Below are 19,750 nucleotides of genomic sequence, written 5' to 3' on the forward strand. Positions count from 1 at the left end.
ATTAAGAGGAGACATGATGATGAAACCACAAAAGCTCACTATCGTCGGGGGTGGAAGCACCTATACATTGGGGATGATCAATAGCTTGATTGCTGAAAAAGAAGTATTTCCGCTAAGCAAAATCACCTTCTATGACATTGATGAACAAAGACAAGCCTCAAATGCCAAAGCGACGGAGATTTTGCTGCGCGAGGCCTATCCCGAGGTCGAGGAGTTCGTTTATACCACGGATAAAGAAACCGCATTTTCAGATGCCGATTTCTTCTTTATTCAGATCCGCACGGGTGGGTTACCGATGCGTGAGCGTGATGAGCAGATTCCACTCTCTTATGGCTGTGTCGGTCAAGAAACCTGTGGCGCGGGGGGCATGGCGTATGGACTACGCTCGATAGGAGACATGATCACTCTCGTGAATGACATCCGTCACTTTGCTCCGGATGCTTGGATTTTAAACTATACCAATCCCGCAGCCATTGTCGCTGAAGCCTTACAGCGAGAGTTTCCTCATGACAACCGCATTCTAAACATCTGCGACATGCCCGCTGCCATTATGGTGAGTTATGCGCAATTACTCGGCTGCGAAATCTGGGACTTGGTGCCGGAATACTTTGGGCTGAATCACTTTGGATGGTTTACCAAGGTACGAAACCGAGAAGGTGTCGACCTGACCGATGAGATTAAACGCATCATTTTGGAAGAGGGGATCAGTGCCGTTGATCCAGAAATTGCTGATGACCCTTCATGGCAAGCAACGTTCAAGAACATGCAAACCATGCTAAAAGACAATCCGCAGTATTTACCCAATACTTACCTGCAATACTACTTATATCCAGAAAAAATGGTGGAAAAAGAAGATATTGCTAATACGCGTGCGCGCCAAGTGATCAATGGGCGAGAAAAGCGAGTGTTTAGCCTGAATGAGCGCATCATTGCCGCGGGCACTACCGCTAATGAGCACCTACACGCAGACATTCATGGGCGCTATATGGTTCGTGTGGCGGCCTCTTTGGCATATAACCGTGGCGAGACGTATCTGGTTATCGTGCCAAACGATGGCGCGATTCCAAATATTCAGAATGATGCCATGGTTGAAGTCCCGGCAGCGTTAACCAATGACGGCCCGAAACGTTTTGCCGTTGGCACCATCCCTACGTTCCAAAAAGCACTGATAGAAGGCCAACTCGGCTACGAAAAGCTGGTCGTTGATGCGTGGTTTAGCGGGGATCGACAAACACTGGTCAACGCGCTCACGCTTAATCGCACCGTCGTGGATGTGCCAAAAGCGCAACAAATCGTCGATGAGCTTTTACGCGTTAATGCGGACTATCTACCTCAATTTCAACAATAATAGTATGCCCCAGACACTATCTGGGGCCAACATCTGGGAGCGATCATCATGAAAGATATGATCCAGCGCTTTGGCGCAGCAATGTTTGTCCCTGTGCTCCTCTTTCCTGCGGCCGGTATGTTATTGGGCTTATCGGTGATGCTGCTTAACCAAGATCTTTTTCCTTGGGCAGTGGAAGGCAGTGCATGGGTAAAAGTGTCAACGATCCTACTCCAAGCCTCGTTGGCGGTGTTTAAAAATATGGCGTTAGTGTTTGCGGTCGGGTTACCGATAGCACTAGCAAAATCTGCATCCGGGCGCGCAGTGCTTGCCACACTGGTGTCATACATCACCTTTAATTATGTGATTGGTGGCATTTTACAGTTTTGGGGACCTGAGCTTGGGGTGAACTATGTGGAGGGTGAGCGTGGGCTTACTGATGTGGGCGGTATACTTACTTTGGATACTAACCTATTGGGCGCCATCGTAATTGCTAGCCTCTCCGTTTGGGTTCACAACCGTTTCTTCGACAAAAAACTGCCAAACTGGGCGGCGGTATTTGGTGGCACACCTTTGGTGGTTATTGTGAGTTTTCCGATTATGGTACTCATGGCGATCATCACCTGTTTTACCTGGCCAAGTATTCAGCACGGCATTAATAATCTACAAACCTTTTTAGTCGGTGCGGGGTCATTCGGGGTGTGGATGTTCACCTTCCTTGAGCGGATTATGATCCCAACGGGGCTGCATCACTTTGTCTATGGCCCCGTATTCTATGGACCTGTAGCGGTGGATGGCGGCACAGTGGCCCATTGGATTCAAAATATCCAAAACTTTGCCAGCAACCCTGCGCCTTTAACCGAGCAGTTCCCACAAGGTGGCTTGATGTTGACTGGGATGGGGAAAGTCTTTGGCTGTACGGGGATTGCCATGGCCCTTTACGCAACCGCAAAACCAGAAAACAAGAAGATGGTGCTCGGTTTAGTACTCGGTGCGGCATTGACGGCCATTCTTACGGGGATCACTGAGCCGATTGAGTTTACCTTCCTGTTCATCGCGCCGGCATTGTTTGCACTCCACGCGGTACTGGCAGCTACCATGGCAACCATTGCCTATTGGTTTGGTGTCTCAGGTAACTTTCAAACCGGACTTATCGACTTTATTTTTCAAAATTGGCTACCACTAGGCAGCTTGCATGGCACCACATATATTGCACAAGTACTTATCGGTCTGAGTTTTACCGCCATCTACTTTGTGGTATTCCGCGCGTTGATTTTGAAGTTTGATATTCCCACCCCTGGTCGAGGCAGCGCAGAGGCGAAGCTTTATACCAAAGCCGACTATAAGGGCGCGCAACAGAGTGATTCATCGAGCGGTGTGATTGACGGCGGACAAGCGAGCGCGTTTATTGAAGGGTTAGGTGGTAAAGACAACATAGCCCTGCTCACCAATTGTGCCACGCGGTTACGTATCAAGGTACATGAGCCTGAAAAAGTAGCGGAAACGCAATATTTTCAAGAACATGGTGCAGTAAACGTGGTACGTAATGGTGATAGTTTTCAAATTATTGTCGGCTTAACCGTACCACAAGTCCGCGAAGAAATGACGCAACTGACACGGGCTTAAAGACTTTGCTGATTGTTCAGCACTCGAGGCGTCATTGATAAGCAATCATCAACACACATAGCATGATTAGACACATAGCATGATTAGCGGGCGGCTAAACGTAGGGTCGCTCGCGCCATTCCCCTTCCTCTTGTGACGCCTCGATAATAGCGCATCAGTACCGGTCATAAAGGCATCTAATATCACGTCGATAGTACAACTGATTGAGTTTTATCGATGATTAGCGGACTGGTTAGCACAATCCCCCATGTCTTTATTGCTAGACAGAGTGTTGCGCTTTATTTGAACAATATTTATATAACTTATTGATATTAATTATAAGTTATTGAATACTATTAGCTCCATTCACGCAGATTCACATGCTCAAGGAGGTTAATGCCATGACTTATTTTCCGATGAAAAAACTCGATGTCATCGTTGCCTCTGCGCGTCACTGTGCCAACCACTTGGCTCAGGATACCCGCTCACGCATCTGACTCTGCGTCCAACTGTAACTGGTCGCAGGTATAACGCGGCCAGTTTGCAGTCCCACTTCGCTTTATGCCTGTGGCCTCCTGTAACCGAAAAGGAGAGCCATCATGACTCAACTATCTTTATTACCCTTAGCCCAAGCGCTGGTGCGTTTGGATATGATTCGTCAGCGTCGCGCGAGCACACACCGTTACCGCTACACAGATGTGGCGTTAAATCGTCACCTACAACGTGATATTGGTATTGCGCCTGACAAACAAGATGCTTTGCCCGTTAGCACACAATTTGCGGCCAAACGTTATCTTGTGACATGGCGACGACGATGGCGGTGGTTATAATGGGCCCCAGGAAGCGGCGTATCGGTTGATACGCCGCCCCATCCTCGAATAAAACACTGCGCGGCAGCCAACTTGGCTGCCGTTTGCGATCTAAGGGCAGGGGTTGGGATAGCGGTTAGCAATCTCATCAATACCGGCAAGCACATCGTCACTCAGCGTCAGATCCAAGCTATCGAGATTACTCTCGAGCTGTTTTAGCGTCGTGGCACCGATGATGTTAGACGCGACAAAAGGACGACTATTCACAAACGCGAGTGCCATTTGTGCAGGATCGAGGCCATGGCGTTGGGCAAGATCAACGTATTCTTGCGTGGCCTTTTGCCCTGACTCGGTAAAGTAGCGCGCGAAGCGTTGGTGCAGTGTACAACGGGCCCCTTTCGGGCGTGCGCCTTGCAAATATTTTCCGCTCAACGCGCCAAACGCGAGCGGCGAGTACGCAAGCAACTCGACCCCTTCATGATGACTGATTTCCGACAGGCCGACTTCAAAGGTGCGGTTAAGCAAATTATAAGGATTCTGAATAGAGACGATACGCGTTAGGCCGTGCTTCTCTGCCAGATGCAAATAGCGCATCACGCCCCAAGGCGTTTCGTTTGAGACACCGATATAACGAATTTTTCCTGCTTGGACAAGCTCATGCAGCGCATCCAGCGTGTCGAGGATGGTGACCCCAGAGTGTTCATCTTGATACGGATAATTGAGCTTACCAAAACAATTATTATGCCGCTGTGGCCAGTGCACTTGATACAAATCGATATAGTCGGTTTTTAGTCGTGTCAGGCTATCCTCAACGGCTTGATGAATATGGCGTCGGTTAAGCGACATATTGTCACGGATATAGGGTACATTGCGTGGTCCGGCTACCTTGGTGGCGAGGATAACGCGATCGCGCTTCCCGGACTTTTCTAACCAGCTGCCGATGTACTGTTCGGTTAAACCTTGTGTGGATTGGCTGGGGGGAACGGGATACATTTCAGCGGTATCAATGAAATTCACGCCCCGCTCAAAGGCAAGATCGAGCTGCGCATGGGCGTCAGCTTCACTATTTTGCTCACCAAATGTCATGGTGCCTAAGCACACTTTACTCACCTCTAGCGAGGAATGGGGCAAACGGTGGTATTGCATCCTTTCTCCTTGTCTGCAATCGACCTATGGCAGTCCATAGTAGAGAATTTTAAAAATGATCGAAAGCGGTTTAGCTGCGGCTTGACAGCTGGTTAAATATTGACCATTACTAAATGGACTGTCCGATGGTATCGGTCTGAGCGCGGTGTTATTGCTAGGCATGATGGACACGAAAAAGTGTAATCTAGAGGAAAGTCAGATGAACTATTCACAGCTTAAAGCCTGGATGCGCGCGGATCCTCGCTCATGTCCACAATGTTATGTGATGGCACACGCAGGCGGCGCAAAATACTCGGTCGAAGTAGAAGTGAAGCATGAATTAGAGCCTTTACGCTCAGACCAAACCGGTGAAGTGATGCAGTTTGATCATGTCGGGCAAGTCGGGGAGAAACTTAAAGCCCTAGGAATTGAAGAGGGCGTATTACGCTTGATGGACCCTTACGATGAGTTTGCCACCGGGGGCGAGCCAAGCTGTCGAGAAGATATGCCAATTCGTTTTTGATGTTTTACCTAAACGCGCGGGATGTCATGCATGCGGATTGACACTTACTTCGGATCCACAAAGTAACGACGCAAGATTTGGTGGGTGAATTGCGTGCGTAAATAAAAGCCGCGCGGCAAGGTACGGATCGGCTCACCATCGGGGCCGAAAGCGTCGGTCAAGGCCTTGCCGTTGGCTGCTTTGGGTCGTAGTTGGAGAGACTCACCTTGGCGGGCTGTGATTTCCGTCACGCGACCGAGTGCTACCCAATCCATTAACTCCTCCCAATCGGCGCGCAGTCGCGCTTCCTCCTCTTGGCTAGGGGACCATAATAATGGCGTGCCAATGCGGCGCTGTGATACCGGTATATCGCGTTCGCCTTCAACGGGGATCCACAAGACGCGTGACAGTTTTTGCCGCACATGGCTATTTTCCCAGCGCACCCCCGCGATCCCAGTGAGCGGCGCAACGCACACAAAGGTGGTTTCCAGCGGCTTACCATCGCCGTTGACCGGAATTGTTTTTAGCTCAATGCCTAAATGCGCAAAGTCTTGTTCGGGTTTGCTGCCGGCGTTGGCGCCCAAACAGGCCTCGAGTAGCATGCCAATCCAACCTTTCTCTCGCGTGAGTGAGGCTGGACAAGGGATCGACAGTGTCTCGCTGACTTCGCCAAGGGTCAGACCGGCGAGGGCGAGCGCACGCTCCATCAATACCTGCTCGGATGCGGGGGGCTGTATCACTGTGCTGGGATCCTGCTCGTTACGTTGAGAGCGTGCATTATCAAGAACTGCTGTATTGGCTGCAAGTCGATCCTACCCTTGATGATCCTATCCGTACGCTTGTAGTTATCCACAGATGAAGGATGATTGATAGGATTCCTGACTATCATGATCAAATATACAGTACGTAAAGGAGGGTTAAAATGTGAAAAATCGCGAACTTGCCGTTTTTTTGCGCTATTGGTGTGGATAATTTTCTGATTGGTGGATCTTTAAGCGATCTGTGTGTATTTGACGATCGCTCGATCTTAAAAAAGATCCTTTTGTTGTGGGGTGGTTTTAATTAACTGATTATTAATGCATTTATTGTTTTTTGGTTCGCTTTTAATTCTATGACGCGATCCTTAATCGTTCGAGAAGTGAACTTTTTCTAGGCTTCTTCACAAATCTATCCACAGAAAGCGTGAATAAATGTGCGCAAACTCTCATTGCTATGTTTATAACTTCCTGTTAGGGGCTGAGTTATCCTCAGATGACGACGAGTGCGCAAAAACAACGCTCAATCCACAATGTTTGTTTACCCTTCACCGCTTTTTGTGAAAAAATCAGGTTCAGTAGAGATTTATCATTGAGGTCGTCCAGTGATTGATGGCGATGGCTATCGTCCCAACGTGGGGATAGTAATTTGTAACGGCCACGGTCAAGTTCTCTGGGCTCGTCGATATGGTCAGCATTCATGGCAGTTTCCACAAGGTGGCATCGATGAGGGGGAAAGCCCTGAACAAGCGATGTACCGGGAATTGTATGAAGAAGTGGGGCTGACTAAAAAAGATGTACGCATCTTGGGGACTAGTCGACATTGGCTACGCTACAAGTTACCCAAACGCCTTGTGCGCTGGGATTCCAAGCCCGTGTGTATCGGGCAAAAGCAAAAGTGGTTTTTGCTCAAACTTGAATGTGACGAGTCACGCGTTAATGTCTCGCGCGGGGGGACACCAGAGTTTGATGGCTGGCGCTGGGTGAGCTATTGGTATCCAGTGCGGCAAGTGGTGGCATTTAAGCGGGAAGTGTATCGGCGTGCGATGAAAGAATTCGCGCCACTTGCGATGCCGTTTAAAGAACGCAAACCTCGGCGTCGACACAAGCGAGGATAAATGTAAGGAGAGATTGGGTGCTCACGCAGTTAAGGAATATTGTGCAAAGTGTGGCGGCGTCTTCAGATCTTGAGCAGGCGTTACACACCTTGGTGCAACAAACTTGCGTGGCGATGCGTACCGAGTGCTGCTCCGTTTATCTTGCCAATGCCGAACACCAACAGTTTGAGCTTATGGCAACACAAGGCCTCGACCCTTGTGCACAAGTGTCGATGGCATTTGGCGAGGGCTTGGTCGGTGTGGTGGGTCAGCGTGCTGAGCCTTTAAATTTGGCGTACGCGCGCAAGCATCCCGCGTTCAAACCCTTCCCCTCCACCGGCGAAGATGCCTTTCAATCCTTTCTTGGCACGCCCATCATTTATCGCAAAAAGGTGTTGGGTGTGCTGGTGGTGCAACAACATCAACCCCGCCAGTTTGATGAGAGCGAAGAGTCCTTTCTCGTGACCTTAGCCGCGCAGTTGGCCGTGGTGTTTGCGCATGCCGATGCCCAAGGTGGCTGGCAGGGAGCGCCGTCTCCCGTGTTGCTAGAGGGAATGCCTGCGTCGCCGGGCATTGGGATCGCACAAGCATGGTGTGATGACTCTCAACCGCGGCTTGAAGAGGTGGCGCCTGCTTGCCACCTAGATACACAAGGTGAACTCGACAGACTGGACGCGGCGATTGACGATGCCAGTACCGAGTTTCGCCGTCTGCGTAAACGCTTTGATAAAGAGCTGCAAAAAGACGCGCTGGCGATTTTTGATTTGTTTGTTCATCTGCTTAACGATCCTATGCTGCGTGAAGACATGACAGTACGGGTCCAACAAGGGGATGCCGCCACTTGGGCGGTGAGACAAACGGTTGAAGCCTTTTCTGCCCGTTTTGCCGCGATGGATGATCCTTACCTAAAAGCCCGAGCGGGCGATGTGAAAGAGTTAGGACAGCGGCTGCTTTACTTTTTAATTGCGCCTGCGGGGAGTCCACCACCGGTTTCGACGCCCATTGTGCTGTTGGCGCGAGAGCTAACGGCGGGCATGTTAGCGTCCATTCCTCGCGCGTTGCTCACTGGTGTGGTGGCGGAAGAAGGGGCGGCGAACTCACACGCCGCGATCTTGGCGCGTGCGTTGGGGATCCCGGCGGTGATGGGCGTCAGCTTTTCGCCCGCTAAGCTTCATCAAAAAACCGTGATCCTCGATGGCCACAAAGGGGTGTTGATGATCGAGCCCGCTGAGGCATTGATCAATGAATACCAGCACCTCGTGCAAGAGGAAGCGAGCCTACAGTCTACGTTTGAGACGGCACTTGCGGCACCAGGACATACTCAGGATGGCACGCGTATTGAAGTTCACTTAAACGCCGGCTTAAGCGCCGATAGCCAGATTGCAATCAATCAAGGCGTTGACGGTGTTGGGCTCTTTCGTACGGAAGTGCCGTTTCTGATGCAGCGCCGTTTTCCGTCTGAAGACGAGCAGGTCAAACAATACCGTGCGATTCTTGCCAGTTACCCTGATAAACCTGTGGTGATGCGCACCTTAGATATTGGCGGCGATAAACCATTACCGTATTTAAGTGTTGAAGAGGACAACCCGTTTTTAGGCTGGCGCGGGATCCGTTTTACCCTCGACCACCCGGATATCTTCTTGATTCAAGTTCGCGCCATGTTGCGTGCCAGTATTGGTTTTAACAACCTTAAGCTATTGCTGCCGATGATCTCTGGGCGTAACGAGTTATTGGAAGCCAAGGCGTTGATTAGCCGTGCTTATCAAGAGGTCAGCCAAGAGGCACACCAAGCTGGACAAAGTATCAATATCCCTTTATTGGGGATCATGGTTGAAGTTCCCTCTATTCTTTATCAGCTCGATAACATTGCGCGCGATGTCGATTTTCTTTCGGTCGGCACCAATGATCTCACTCAATATCTATTAGCGGTCGATCGCAACAATGCGCGCGTGGCTGATATTTTTGATGCGCTGCACCCCTCGGTATTACACGCATTAGCGTCGATTGCCGCTGTGGGGACCCGTCATCAGCTTCCGGTTAGTGTGTGTGGAGAGCTAGCCGGCGATCCGGTGGGGGCGTCTTTGCTGGTGGGGTTGGGGTATCACCAGCTCAGTATGAATACCCGCAACGTCGCCAAGATTAAGTATTTGCTAAGCCGTTTACCGCACGCGCATTTAGTCACGCAGGCCAAGCAGATGCTAACTCTGGATCAGCCAGACGAGATCCGCGCTGCCACTGAAGCCTTTCTGGCCGCGCAAGGGTTAGAGGCGTTGGTCAAAGTCGGACAGCTGCGATGATAACCAGCTTAACGGCCCTACTTTTTGTAGTGTGTATGCTGCTGGGTGCCTGCGTGGGGACGTTGTCTGGCCTTCTGGGAATTGGTGGCGGGTTGGTCGTCGTGCCTGCGCTGACCTTTCTCCTCCCCGTGTTCGGTATTGCGCCCACTGTGGTGATGCCCATTGCGCTCGCTACCTCGCTCGCGACCATTGTACTGACGTCGAGTGCCTCTGCTTGGCGCCATTTTCGTCTGGGGAATGTTCACCTTGAGGCGGTTAAAGCGCTCGTCCCTGGCATGATGCTGGGCGGCGTCTTGGGGGCAGGGCTTGCGGATCGGCTGCCACACGATTGGTTGCCCCGCCTGTTTGGCGTGATAGTGCTCGCCATGGCGCTACAAATGTTGCTCAATCGGCGTCCCTATCGCGCGCGTCCTTTACCGCATTGGCTGCGACTGTCCTTTGCGGGCACGCTGATCGGAACACTTTCTAGCTTAGCGGGGATCGGGGGCGGCTCGTTTACCGTCCCATACCTGCATTGGCGCGGAGTGAGTATGCACCAAGCCATTGGCAGTGCCTCGGCGGGGGGCGCGGTGTTGGCGCTGGGTGGCATGATGAGTTTTATGTGGTTGGGCTGGCGTCAAACGGAACCCTTGCCCGCGCTCAGTGTCGGATATTTGTATTTGCCTGCGTTGCTCGGCGTCGTGTCAACGTCGGTATTGATGACACGGGTCGGTGCTCAACTGGCGGTGAGACTACCCACTGCGCAAATAAAACGTATTTTTGCCGTCTTTCTTGTTATTGTCGGCGCCAGCATGTTGTTGAAATAAAGGATCCCATTCATGGCCGAAGGCTACATTACCTTTCCGTCAATCGACCCCATCTTATTTGAACTTGGTCCGGTAGCCGTGCGTTGGTACGGTTTAATGTATTTACTTGGCTTTGTGTTCGCCTTGTGGCTTGCGAATCATCGTGCGGCCAAACCGAATAGCGGTTGGAGCAAAGAAGAAGTCAGCGATCTCCTTTTTGCTGGCTTTTTGGGCGTCGTGCTCGGGGGACGTATTGGCTATGTCCTATTTTATCAATTTGATGCCTTTATTGCCGATCCGCTGTTTTTATTCAAAGTGTGGACAGGTGGCATGTCCTTCCACGGGGGCTTGCTGGGTGTGATCACCGCCATGGCGTGGTACGCGCGTAAAACTCAGCGTCACTTTTTTACCGTTGCTGACTTTATCGCGCCGCTGGTACCGTTTGGATTGGGCGCAGGTCGTCTAGGGAATTTTATCAATGGTGAACTTTGGGGACGGGTGACTGATGTCCCGTGGGCGATGGTATTCCCAAGTGGTGGCCCTTGGCCGCGGCACCCCTCACAGCTCTATGAGTTTGCGCTAGAAGGTGTCGCCCTGTTTGTGATCCTCAACCTCTACATCAAAAAGCCACGCCCGATGGGCGCAGTATCAGGGCTTTTCTTGGCTGGCTACGGGACGTTCCGCTTTATTGTGGAATATTTCCGTGAGCCAGATGCGCACCTAGGCTTGTTTGCCGGCATTTTCAGTATGGGACAACTGTTGTCATTACCCATGATTATTGCGGGGGCAGTGATGATCGGATGGGCGTACCAGCGTCAATCCGCCAAGTGACCGAATAGCGCTAATCGGTTATAGTAAGTAAACCATCAAGGCACCTCAGCGGTGCCTTTTGTTCGTTTGGCCAATGATAGGAAACACTATGAAGCAGTATCAGGCTTTGATGCAGGATATTCTCGATAATGGGACGGATAGAGGCGATCGCACGGGCGTGGGAACACGGTCAGTGTTTGGTCGGCAACTGCGGTTTGACCTTGCCGCTGGCTTTCCGCTACTCACCACCAAAAAACTCTACACGCGTGCCATTATCCATGAGCTTTTGTGGTTCCTTAACGGCGATACGAACGTTCACTATTTACAAGAAAATAAGGTGCGTATCTGGGATGAGTGGGCGACTGAAAGCGGTGACCTTGGCCCCGTTTATGGCGCGCAGTGGCGCTCTTGGGCGTGTCCTGATGGCTCGACCGTGGATCAAATCGAACAACTGATCGCGCAAATTAAAACGAAACCTAATTCACGTCGTCATATCATTACCGCTTGGAACCCTGCTGATTTGCCTGATGAGTCGATAAGCCCAACCGAGAACGCCGAACAAGGCAAGATGGCCTTGGCGCCTTGCCATTGCTTGTTCCAGTTCTACGTGGCTGATGGCAAGCTTTCATGCCAGCTTTATCAGCGCAGCGCCGATTACTTCTTGGGTGTGCCGTTTAACATTGCCAGCTATGCGCTTTTCACTCATATGATTGCGCAACAATGCGATTTAGCGGTGGGCGATTTTGTCCATACCTTTGGAGACGTGCACCTTTATCATAATCATTTAACCGACGAGATTGTTTACGAGCAACTAAAACGTGAACCGCGTGCACTACCTCGCTTGGTGATCAAACGTAAACCGGCGTCTATTTTTGATTATCAAATTGATGACTTTGAGATTGAAGGGTACGAGCCGCACCCAACGATTAAAGCACCGATAGCCATTTAGTGACGTCTCATCGATATCGCGACATCTTTATCTGACTTACTTTGGTGTCTCCAATAAAAAACCACCGCACGGGCGGTGGTTTTTTGCGCTTGGGCGGGAGGTCAACCCATCACTGTGACAACAGCACAATGCTTCCTGGAACAATCACAAAGACGAGGCCGATGTAAGCCAGTACCGCCGCTTTTGATTTGGCTGCCAATTGGCCTAACCAGTCGGCCCCTTTGAGCGGCAATTCACGCAAGAACGGAATACCGAAAATCAGCGTCGTCGCCAAGATGTTGAAGCTTAAGTGCACCAACGCGATTTGTAGGGCAAAGACCGCGAATTCACCGGTAACCGCCGTGGCGGCGAGTAGGGCGGTAATACAAGTCCCAATGTTGGCGCCTAAGGTGAAGGGGTAGATGTCACGGACTTTTAGCACCCCTGAGCCGACTAGCGGCACCATTAAGCTGGTGGTTGTCGATGAAGACTGCACCAAAACAGTGACCACAGAGCCTGAGAAAATACCGTGCAGTGGACCACGACCAATCGCGTTCTTCAGCATGTCTTTGGCACGACCGACCATCAGCTTTTTCATCACTTTGCCCATGATGGTAATCGCAATCACGATGGCAGCAATCCCCATGACAATCATGATAGCGCCACCAATGTTACCAGGCAGGGCGGCTTCAAGCGGTGATTGCACCGCGTTAACCACGGGTTTTGTCAGCGGTTTAACAAAGTTCAAACCTTTAATGCTCATGTCACTGGCTTGCGTCAGCGGTGAAACCAACCACTCGGAAATCTTGTTCAGCAAACCGAACGCCATCTCTAATGGCAGGAAGATAGCAACGGCAAAAAGGTTGAAGAAATCATGGACGGTGGCGCAACTAAATGCGCGACTAAACTCCACTTTACAGCGGGCATGCCCAAGGCTCACGATCGTGTTAGTGACCGAGGTGCCTACGTTTGCCCCCATGACCATTGGAATCGCGGCTTCAACGGGGAGGCCACCTGCGACTAAGCCAACTATAATAGAGGTGACTGTGCTTGACGATTGGATCAATGCGGTAGCAACAATACCAATCATTAAGCCAGCTACGGGATGAGAAGCGAACGCGAAGAGCGTCTTTGCTTCGTCGCCGACGGCCCATTTAAAGCCGCTTCCTACCATGGCAACGGCCACCAGTAGGAGGTAAAGCATGACGGCAAGCTTGGTCCAACGGAACCAATTTGAGGAGCTCTGGGTTGCCTCTACCGCTGTAGCATGGGGAGTCATAAGATATCTCCGTGACAGTTCGATGTCAGTTTAGTGTCAAAGCAAAAATCTGCGGCGATAGTAAGAAGGTAATATTTCAGAAATATGACACAAATACTGCAGTGGTTTGAAAATCCGATCTGGACGAGGTTATCAGTGGAATTCGCGCCAGTTAGCTTGCTGATTTTAAGTATTATTTGTGCCCGTTCGGTGCCGTAAAAAAATCCGTGGAAAAAATGTAACAGGGAGGCGCGCGTTGACACTATGCTAGACACTGGGCGGTTAGCAAGGATAAAAAAGATTAGACTGCGAATAAATCAATGGTAAGTTAGTTTTGATATCGGTTTTTCCGATGTTTACTATCAGAACAAACGATTTTTCTAAAAGTGGTCTGGCTGACTAGACTACGGAAATCCACTTTTTTTGTATGGAGTGCTTAAATGACTGATGTCATTCGTCAGTTTCTGAAAATGGAATCCGCAGGAGGTATTGTGCTGATTATTGCGGCGGTATTGGCGATGTTCGTAGCGAACTCGGATCTACAGCCTTTATATGACAGCACCCTTCATACCTATATAGCCGGTTTATCGGTTGGTCATTGGATCAACGATGGCTTGATGGTGATTTTTTTCCTGCTGATTGGTTTGGAAGTGAAGCGTGAGTTGGTGCAAGGTGCCTTAAACTCGAAAGACAAAGCGACCTTCCCGGCGGTCGCCGCCATTGGTGGGATGCTCGCCCCCGCATTGGTCTATTTAGCCTTTAACTGGGGTGATCCTCTCGCGGTATCGGGGTGGGCGATCCCGGCCGCGACCGATATTGCCTTTGCCCTCGGTGTCTTGGCATTGCTGGGTAATCGTGTACCGTTGGCGCTAAAGGTCTTCTTGCTCGCACTGGCGATTATTGACGATCTTGGGGTAATAGTGATCATCGCGCTGTTTTACAGCAGTGATCTGTCAGTGGTTGCGTTAGCCAGTGCGTTTGCTGCTACCTTAGTCTTGGTGGCGATGAACATGCGCAAGGTCACCAGTATCACCGCGTATGTGGTGGTCGGTTTGGTGCTGTGGTTCAGTGTTTTACAGTCAGGTGTTCACGCGACCCTCGCCGGTGTCGTGCTTGGCTTTGCCATCCCACTGAAAGGTAAAACGGAGGATGACCCATCACCGTTGAAAAAAATGGAGCACGCCCTCCATCCTTATGTGTCTTATTTGATCCTGCCTATCTTCGCCTTTGCGAATGCCGGGGTGTCTTTGGATGGCGTCTCTTTGGCAAACTTAACCGAAATGTTGCCGTTAGGTATTGCATTGGGTCTGCTGATTGGTAAGCCTTTGGGTATCTTTAGCTTTAGCTGGGCAGCGGTGAAACTCGGCATTGCCAAATTACCAGCACGTGTGAATTTCACCCACATCTTCGCGGTGTCAGTGCTTTGTGGTATTGGTTTTACCATGTCTATTTTTATCTCGTCACTGGCCTTTGTCGGTGTGAATGGCGAGTTCGTCACACTCTCTCGTCTGGGGATCTTGATAGGATCAACCTTGGCCGCGGTGATTGGTTATGCGGTCTTGCACTTTGCATTGCCCCCAGCCAGCGCGCTTGCTGATGAACGAGGAGACGAGTATGAAGAAGGCGACACTAGCATTGATTACTAGCCTGGTTGCCGTCTCTGGCTCTGCCATGGCGGCGAACCAGGAGATGTACTGCCACGGAGAAAAGGATAACAGCGACGTGTGCCAAGCCTACTTAGCGGGCGTGGCAGATGGAAAAGCGATGACGGCCTCATTAAACGACAAAGATAAAGCCGAAAATGGGTCGAGCTTTTCAGAGCGTGCGTTAGAGCATCGTGCTGGAGAGCGGGTGAGAAAGCCGCTCGATAAAGATGATGTGAAAGACTAAAACGAGCATGAAACTTGAAGGCGCCAGAGGGGCAGCGTAAGCTGCTCGTCTGGCGTTTTTTTATCAATCAGCATGGCTCACCTAAACTACAACCACCTCTATTATTTCTGGATGGTCTGCAAGCAAGGTTCAATCACCCAAGGGGCGGACAAACTTTGTTTAACACCACAAACAGTGACAGGGCAAATCCGAGCGCTGGAACAGCGCTTAAATGGCAAGCTTACTAAACGCAATGGCCGTTATGTTGAGCCCACCGAACTGGGTCAGCTCGTTTTTCAATATGCGGACCGTATGTTTGGCTTGAGTTATGAGATGCTGGATATTGTTAACTATAGCCAACAAGAAAACATCTTATTTGATGTAGGGGTGGCTGATGCCTTATCTAAGCGTTTGATCAGTCAAATCTTGCTTCATGCTATCCCGAACGATAATGCCATCCACCTACGTTGCTTTGAATCGACGCACGAGATGCTACTCGAACAGCTCTCTCAGCATAAATTGGATATGATCTTGTCCGACTGCCCAGTCGATTCCACGCAACAGGCGGGGTTATTTAGCGTCAAGCTTGGTGAGAGTAGCATGAGTTTGTATTCCTCTAATCCCGCAGAGCCCCCCGATGTGCCGCTACCTATCCGTCTTGCCACGCAAAAAATATTGATGCCGAGCAAAGCAACCGCTATGGGACGAAAACTCACACAGTGGTTTGATCAACAAGGCATCGTGCCCAACATACTGGGTGAGTTTGATGACTCTGCACTGATGAAAGCATTTGGCATTAGTCATCAGGCGTTATTCATTGCGCCCACCACCTATGCCGAGGAAGTGACGCGCCTCGGGCAAGCCGTACAAATTGTCGAGTTGAGTGCGGTCAAAGAAGAGTACTATGTGATATTCGCCGAGCGAATGATCCAGCATCCGGCGGTCAAGCGGATTTGTGAGGCAGATTACAGCCGCTTATTTGTTTAGTTACAGATTGGCATAAAGATCGTGCTAGACTCGTGGCAATGAGTATTAATGAGTGATGGAAGTTGAATGGATTTAGCCCGCATGCAGCAGAATGGGCCGAAGGCGGTAAACCTGCTCAAGGCCATGGCCAACGAGAAACGCCTGTTCATTCTGTGTTATCTATTGCAAGGAGAGTTGTCGGTTGGGCAGCTGGTGGAGCGAGTGCCTTTAAGCCAGTCGGCGCTGTCTCAACACCTTGCTTGGCTTCGAAAAGATGGCCTAGTGGCCACGCGTAAAGAAGCGCAAACCGTGTATTACTCGCTAAAAAGTGATGAAGTTGAGGCGGTTATCCAGTTATTACATGATCTGTATTGTAAGGAAACCGTGGATTCACCCAACCCTTAAGCAATAAAAAAACCGGCCGAAGCCGGTTTTTTTTATCTCTTTGCAAAGAGCAAAATTACAGCGCTTTAATTTGTGCTGCGAATGCTGCTTTGTAACGAGCTGCTTTGTTCTTGTGGATCAGGCCTTTGGTGGCTGAACGATCAAGAATAGGCTGAACTTGTGCAAAAGCAGCAGTTGCTGCTTCTTTGTCGCCTGCAGCGATAGCTGAAGCAGTTTTCTTCATATAAGTGCGCATCATAGAGCGACGGCTTGCGTTGTGCTGGCGACGCTTCTCAGACTGGATCGCACGCTTCTTAGCAGATTTGATATTCGCCAAGGGTCTAACTCCCAAATCTTTTTGTTCGGTGACATTTCAAGGCGGAGGACTATGCCTCTTTTTACCTCTATTGTCAATTCATTTGTGCAAAGATCCGCCGCTCCAACGATGTGTTGGCGCTGCGGGGTTATCACAGTTAATATGGCGGCTGATTCTATCAGCATTTCAGCCCCGACGTCACCTATATTTCCATTTCTTATCGATGTCAGCGATAACGTGACAGCGGAAAGAAACAATGAAGGTGCGACAGTGACGCGCATTGGGCACGTGTTTTCAAGAGGTAACCGTGAGTAAGCGACTTTTACGCTCTGGGCTCATCGTGAGCACCATGACTTTGGTGTCCCGTGTTTTAGGGCTGGTCCGTGATGTGGTGATCGCGAACTTGATGGGGGCAGGCGCCGCCGCCGATGTGTTCTTTTTCGCCAACAAAATTCCGAACTTTTTGCGTCGTTTGTTCGCAGAAGGCGCCTTCTCGCAAGCGTTTGTGCCCGTATTAACTGAATATCAAGCGCGAGATAAAGATGATGACACACGCGCGCACTCGCGTGAGCTGGTCGCCAATGTGGTGGGCACCTTAGGTGGCTTGGTCACTCTTGTCACCTTGCTCGGGGTGGTCGGTTCGCCCGTCCTAGCGGCGCTGTTTGGTACAGGTTGGTTCGTTGATTGGCTCGAGGGCCGGCCTGACGGTGCCAAGTTTGAGTTGGCGAGCTTGATGCTCAAAATCACCTTCCCTTACTTATGGTTTATTACCTTTGTGGCTTTATCTGGGGCGATACTTAACACCCTCAATAAATTTGCGGTGTCGAGCTTTACCCCTGTTTTTTTGAATATCGCCATTATCGCAGCGGCGATAGGTATCTCCCCGCATCTTGCCCAACCTGAAATAGGTTTGGCGATTGGTGTCTTTATTGGGGGCGCGGTTCAGCTTTTATTTCAACTGCCTTTCCTCTCTCAAGAAGGCATGCTGGTAAAACCTAAGTGGGGCTGGCAGCATCCTGGGGTAGTGAAAATACGCCAGCTGATGATTCCCGCGCTTTTCGGGGTCTCGGTGAGCCAAATTAACCTATTATTCGACACCTTTATTGCCAGTTTCTTGATGACAGGGTCGATCAGTTGGCTGTATTACTCTGATCGCTTGCTTGAATTTCCGCTCGGTCTGTTTGGTATTGCCATTGCCACCGTGATCTTGCCGGCGCTATCGAAAAAGCATGTTGACCAATCGCCTCAGCAATTTTCTGCCACCATGGATTGGGGCGTGCGTATGGTGTTGCTCCTTGGGATCCCAGCGATGGCGGGTTTGATCGTGCTTGCCCAACCGATGTTGATGGTGCTCTTTATGCGTGGTGAATTTGGCGTCCCTGACGTAGAAGCGGCGAGTTTATCGTTGATGGCTTATGCCTGTGGCTTGGTCAATTTTATGGTGATCAAGGTCCTTGCGCCTGGTTACTACGCCCGCCAAGACACCAAAACGCCCGTAAAGTATGGTGTGATAGCGATGGCGAGTAACATGGTTTTCAACGCCATTTTTGCTTACTTGTTTAGTTATGTCGGGCTGGCCATAGCCACCGCGCTGTCTGCGTTGATTAACGCCGGCCTGCTCTATCAAGGATTACACCGCCAAGGCATTTATCAATTATCGCGGGCAACCGTCGGATTTATTAGCAAACTCGTGTTGGCTGTGGGGGTGATGATTGCCGGTTTGTACCTGGTGATGCCTGCGTTGTCTCAGTGGGTGTCGATGTCCTTGTTATCTCGAAGCTTAACGTTAGCCAGCCTTATTGTGGGAGGCGGCGCGCTTTATCTTGTCACCGCCCTGTTGCTCGGTGTACGGGTGAGTGATATTCGTCATCGTGGATGATAGAGCGCGCGGATTATCAATCCAGGGCTGATTGCCAGCGCTGACTAGTATATAATCCGCCAGTTTTAATAGTTCAAATAGTCAGCAGGCGATGGAATTAATTCGAGGCATCCACAACATCCGGGCGCAACACCGAGGCTGTGTACTGACCATCGGGAATTTCGATGGTGTCCACCTCGGCCACCAGGCTGTTTTGCGTCAAGTCGTTGAGAAGGCCAGAGTCCTTGACTTGCCTGCGACCGTCATGCTGTTCGAGCCGCAACCGCTCGAGTTATTTCTCGGAGAGCAAGCGCCTGCCCGTTTATCGCGATTGCGGGACAAATACACCCAGCTTGCCAAACTGGGCGTCGACAGGCTGTTGTGCGTGAGTTTTACCCCGGCATTCGCCGCCATGAGCCCTGATGCCTTTGTGGACCGCTTGTTGGTCAATCAATTGGGTGTTAAGTTTCTGGTTGTGGGTGACGACTTTCGCTTTGGCCTTAAGCGAACTGGCGACTTTTCGCGCTTAAAGCAAGCCGGACAAGAGCATGACTTTGCGGTTGTCAGTACCGAGAGCTTTTGTGTGAGCGACCGGCGTGTGAGTAGCACGGCGATTCGTGATGCACTTTCCGCCGGAAAGATGCAAGTGGCGGCCGATATGCTAGGGCGTCCTTACAGTATTTGTGGCCGGGTTGCCCACGGTCGCAAGCTAGGGCGGACGATTGGTTTTCCTACTGCAAATGTGTTGCTTAAACGTCGCGTTTCACCTGTGTCTGGTGTCTATGCGGTAACGGTGGCCATCGATGGGCAATCGTTGCCTGGGGTGGCGAATGTAGGGCACCGTCCTACGGTAAACGGCACGCACCAGCAACTCGAAGTACACCTTTTTGATCACACGCTCGACTTATACGGCAAACAGCTTGAAGTAAGCTTGTTACATAAGTTGCGTGACGAGACCAAATTTGCGTCAGTAGACGCGTTAAAAATGCAAATTCAACGAGATGCATCAGCCGCGCGTGCGTGGCTGGCTGATGCCAATAATGTCTAGAGTGTAACCTC

Annotated in this window: 19 protein-coding genes; 15 read left to right on the plus strand and 4 right to left on the minus strand. The window is 50.6% G+C overall.

Annotation, left to right across the window (positions count from 1 at the left end; genetic code table 11):
* The 3 genes from BZG73_RS12395 to BZG73_RS12405 form a co-directional block, all read left to right on the plus strand.
* On the plus strand, positions 1–1,348 hold a 1,348-nt coding region (locus tag BZG73_RS12395), incomplete at its 5' end, for a 6-phospho-alpha-glucosidase (RefSeq protein ID WP_235606064.1).
* A 48-nt stretch (positions 1,349–1,396) separates the two neighbouring features.
* Positions 1,397–2,953 carry an alpha-glucoside-specific PTS transporter subunit IIBC gene (locus tag BZG73_RS12400; protein ID WP_046075085.1) on the plus strand — a complete coding sequence of 519 codons (1,557 nt, stop codon included), beginning with the start codon at positions 1,397–1,399 and terminating at the stop codon, positions 2,951–2,953.
* A gap of 578 nt (positions 2,954–3,531) precedes the next feature.
* Positions 3,532–3,762 (plus strand): hypothetical protein, encoded by a 231-nt coding sequence (locus BZG73_RS12405; RefSeq protein ID WP_077578297.1) that lies wholly within the window; start codon positions 3,532–3,534, stop codon positions 3,760–3,762.
* Positions 3,763–3,852: 90 nt separating this feature from the next.
* Here BZG73_RS12405 and BZG73_RS12410 read toward each other — a convergent pair whose 3' ends face one another.
* Positions 3,853–4,887, minus strand: coding sequence for an NADP(H)-dependent aldo-keto reductase (locus BZG73_RS12410; protein WP_046075087.1), 1,035 nt, complete (start codon positions 4,885–4,887; stop codon positions 3,853–3,855).
* A 199-nt stretch (positions 4,888–5,086) separates the two neighbouring features.
* Here BZG73_RS12410 and BZG73_RS12415 point away from each other — a divergent pair, with 199 nt between their 5' ends.
* Positions 5,087–5,389, plus strand: coding sequence for a DUF6482 family protein (locus BZG73_RS12415; RefSeq protein WP_046075088.1), 303 nt, complete (start codon positions 5,087–5,089; stop codon positions 5,387–5,389).
* 44 nt (positions 5,390–5,433) lie between these two features.
* Here the strand turns inward: BZG73_RS12415 and mutH are convergent, their stop codons facing one another.
* Positions 5,434–6,105 (minus strand): DNA mismatch repair endonuclease MutH, encoded by a 672-nt coding sequence (gene mutH, locus BZG73_RS12420; RefSeq protein WP_198531454.1) that lies wholly within the window; start codon positions 6,103–6,105, stop codon positions 5,434–5,436.
* 623 nt (positions 6,106–6,728) lie between these two features.
* Between mutH and rppH the strand changes: the two genes are divergently transcribed.
* The 5 genes from rppH (at position 6,729) to BZG73_RS12445 (ending at position 12,061) form a co-directional block, all read left to right on the plus strand.
* The gene (gene rppH / locus BZG73_RS12425) at positions 6,729–7,241 is read left to right on the plus strand and encodes an RNA pyrophosphohydrolase (RefSeq protein ID WP_046075090.1); all 513 of its coding nucleotides are present in this window, start codon (positions 6,729–6,731) and stop codon (positions 7,239–7,241) included.
* Positions 7,242–7,258: 17 nt separating this feature from the next.
* Positions 7,259–9,517: a phosphoenolpyruvate--protein phosphotransferase gene (gene ptsP / locus BZG73_RS12430; protein WP_077606484.1), complete on the plus strand. Its 2,259-nt coding sequence runs from the start codon at positions 7,259–7,261 to the stop codon at positions 9,515–9,517.
* Positions 9,517–10,323, plus strand: coding sequence for a sulfite exporter TauE/SafE family protein (locus tag BZG73_RS12435; protein ID WP_369795707.1), 807 nt, complete (start codon positions 9,517–9,519; stop codon positions 10,321–10,323). Before ptsP ends, BZG73_RS12435 begins: the two co-directional genes overlap by 1 nt.
* Before the next feature lie 12 nt (positions 10,324–10,335).
* Positions 10,336–11,133: a prolipoprotein diacylglyceryl transferase gene (lgt, locus tag BZG73_RS12440; protein ID WP_077578301.1), complete on the plus strand. Its 798-nt coding sequence runs from the start codon at positions 10,336–10,338 to the stop codon at positions 11,131–11,133.
* Between the two features lie 88 nt (positions 11,134–11,221).
* Positions 11,222–12,061, plus strand: a complete 840-nt coding sequence (locus tag BZG73_RS12445) for a thymidylate synthase (protein WP_046075094.1) — start codon at positions 11,222–11,224, stop codon at positions 12,059–12,061.
* A 109-nt stretch (positions 12,062–12,170) separates the two neighbouring features.
* On the opposite strand, the gene BZG73_RS12450 is transcribed toward BZG73_RS12445, so the two are convergent.
* Positions 12,171–13,319 carry a Na/Pi symporter gene (locus BZG73_RS12450; protein ID WP_046075095.1) on the minus strand — a complete coding sequence of 383 codons (1,149 nt, stop codon included), beginning with the start codon at positions 13,317–13,319 and terminating at the stop codon, positions 12,171–12,173.
* A 419-nt stretch (positions 13,320–13,738) separates the two neighbouring features.
* Between BZG73_RS12450 and nhaA the strand changes: the two genes are divergently transcribed.
* The 4 genes from nhaA to BZG73_RS12470 all read left to right on the plus strand — a co-directional run bounded on the left by nhaA (position 13,739) and on the right by BZG73_RS12470 (position 16,538).
* Positions 13,739–14,944, plus strand: a complete 1,206-nt coding sequence (gene nhaA, locus BZG73_RS12455; protein WP_046075096.1) for a Na+/H+ antiporter NhaA — start codon at positions 13,739–13,741, stop codon at positions 14,942–14,944.
* Entirely contained in the window at positions 14,913–15,188 is a 276-nt protein-coding gene (locus BZG73_RS12460; protein ID WP_046075097.1) for a hypothetical protein, read from the plus strand. Before nhaA ends, BZG73_RS12460 begins: the two co-directional genes overlap by 32 nt.
* Before the next feature lie 72 nt (positions 15,189–15,260).
* Positions 15,261–16,154, plus strand: coding sequence for a transcriptional activator NhaR (nhaR, locus tag BZG73_RS12465; protein WP_046075098.1), 894 nt, complete (start codon positions 15,261–15,263; stop codon positions 16,152–16,154).
* Positions 16,155–16,220: 66 nt separating this feature from the next.
* The gene (locus BZG73_RS12470) at positions 16,221–16,538 is read left to right on the plus strand and encodes an ArsR/SmtB family transcription factor (RefSeq protein WP_046075099.1); all 318 of its coding nucleotides are present in this window, start codon (positions 16,221–16,223) and stop codon (positions 16,536–16,538) included.
* A gap of 55 nt (positions 16,539–16,593) precedes the next feature.
* Here the strand turns inward: BZG73_RS12470 and rpsT are convergent, their stop codons facing one another.
* Complete coding sequence (rpsT, locus tag BZG73_RS12475) at positions 16,594–16,854, minus strand: 30S ribosomal protein S20 (RefSeq protein WP_046075100.1); 261 nt, start codon at positions 16,852–16,854, stop codon at positions 16,594–16,596.
* 286 nt (positions 16,855–17,140) lie between these two features.
* Between rpsT and murJ the strand changes: the two genes are divergently transcribed.
* Together murJ and ribF are read left to right on the plus strand one after the other, a co-directional pair.
* Positions 17,141–18,712, plus strand: a complete 1,572-nt coding sequence (murJ, locus tag BZG73_RS12480; RefSeq protein WP_077578304.1) for a murein biosynthesis integral membrane protein MurJ — start codon at positions 17,141–17,143, stop codon at positions 18,710–18,712.
* Between the two features lie 91 nt (positions 18,713–18,803).
* Positions 18,804–19,739, plus strand: coding sequence for a bifunctional riboflavin kinase/FAD synthetase (gene ribF, locus BZG73_RS12485; protein WP_077578305.1), 936 nt, complete (start codon positions 18,804–18,806; stop codon positions 19,737–19,739).
* The last annotated feature ends 11 nt before the right edge of the window (positions 19,740–19,750 follow it).

Origin of the sequence: Salinivibrio siamensis (assembly GCF_001996005.1) — a bacterium.
GTDB lineage: Bacteria > Pseudomonadota > Gammaproteobacteria > Enterobacterales > Vibrionaceae > Salinivibrio > Salinivibrio siamensis.

What these genes read in the sequence shown, in the direction of transcription:
- nhaA (WP_046075096.1), top strand. Translation starts at nt 13,739, where the DNA reads ATGACTGATGTCATTCGTCAGTTTCTGAAAATGGAATCCGCAGGAGGT.
- BZG73_RS12450 (WP_046075095.1), bottom strand. Translation starts at nt 13,319, where the DNA reads ATGACTCCCCATGCTACAGCGGTAGAGGCAACCCAGAGCTCCTCAAAT.
- BZG73_RS12410 (WP_046075087.1), bottom strand. Translation starts at nt 4,887, where the DNA reads ATGCAATACCACCGTTTGCCCCATTCCTCGCTAGAGGTGAGTAAAGTG.
- BZG73_RS12400 (WP_046075085.1), top strand. Translation starts at nt 1,397, where the DNA reads ATGAAAGATATGATCCAGCGCTTTGGCGCAGCAATGTTTGTCCCTGTG.
- BZG73_RS12405 (WP_077578297.1), top strand. Translation starts at nt 3,532, where the DNA reads ATGACTCAACTATCTTTATTACCCTTAGCCCAAGCGCTGGTGCGTTTG.
- ribF (WP_077578305.1), top strand. Translation starts at nt 18,804, where the DNA reads ATGGAATTAATTCGAGGCATCCACAACATCCGGGCGCAACACCGAGGC.
- BZG73_RS12460 (WP_046075097.1), top strand. Translation starts at nt 14,913, where the DNA reads ATGAAGAAGGCGACACTAGCATTGATTACTAGCCTGGTTGCCGTCTCT.
- BZG73_RS12415 (WP_046075088.1), top strand. Translation starts at nt 5,087, where the DNA reads ATGAACTATTCACAGCTTAAAGCCTGGATGCGCGCGGATCCTCGCTCA.
- lgt (WP_077578301.1), top strand. Translation starts at nt 10,336, where the DNA reads ATGGCCGAAGGCTACATTACCTTTCCGTCAATCGACCCCATCTTATTT.
- BZG73_RS12445 (WP_046075094.1), top strand. Translation starts at nt 11,222, where the DNA reads ATGAAGCAGTATCAGGCTTTGATGCAGGATATTCTCGATAATGGGACG.
- nhaR (WP_046075098.1), top strand. Translation starts at nt 15,261, where the DNA reads ATGGCTCACCTAAACTACAACCACCTCTATTATTTCTGGATGGTCTGC.
- BZG73_RS12470 (WP_046075099.1), top strand. Translation starts at nt 16,221, where the DNA reads ATGGATTTAGCCCGCATGCAGCAGAATGGGCCGAAGGCGGTAAACCTG.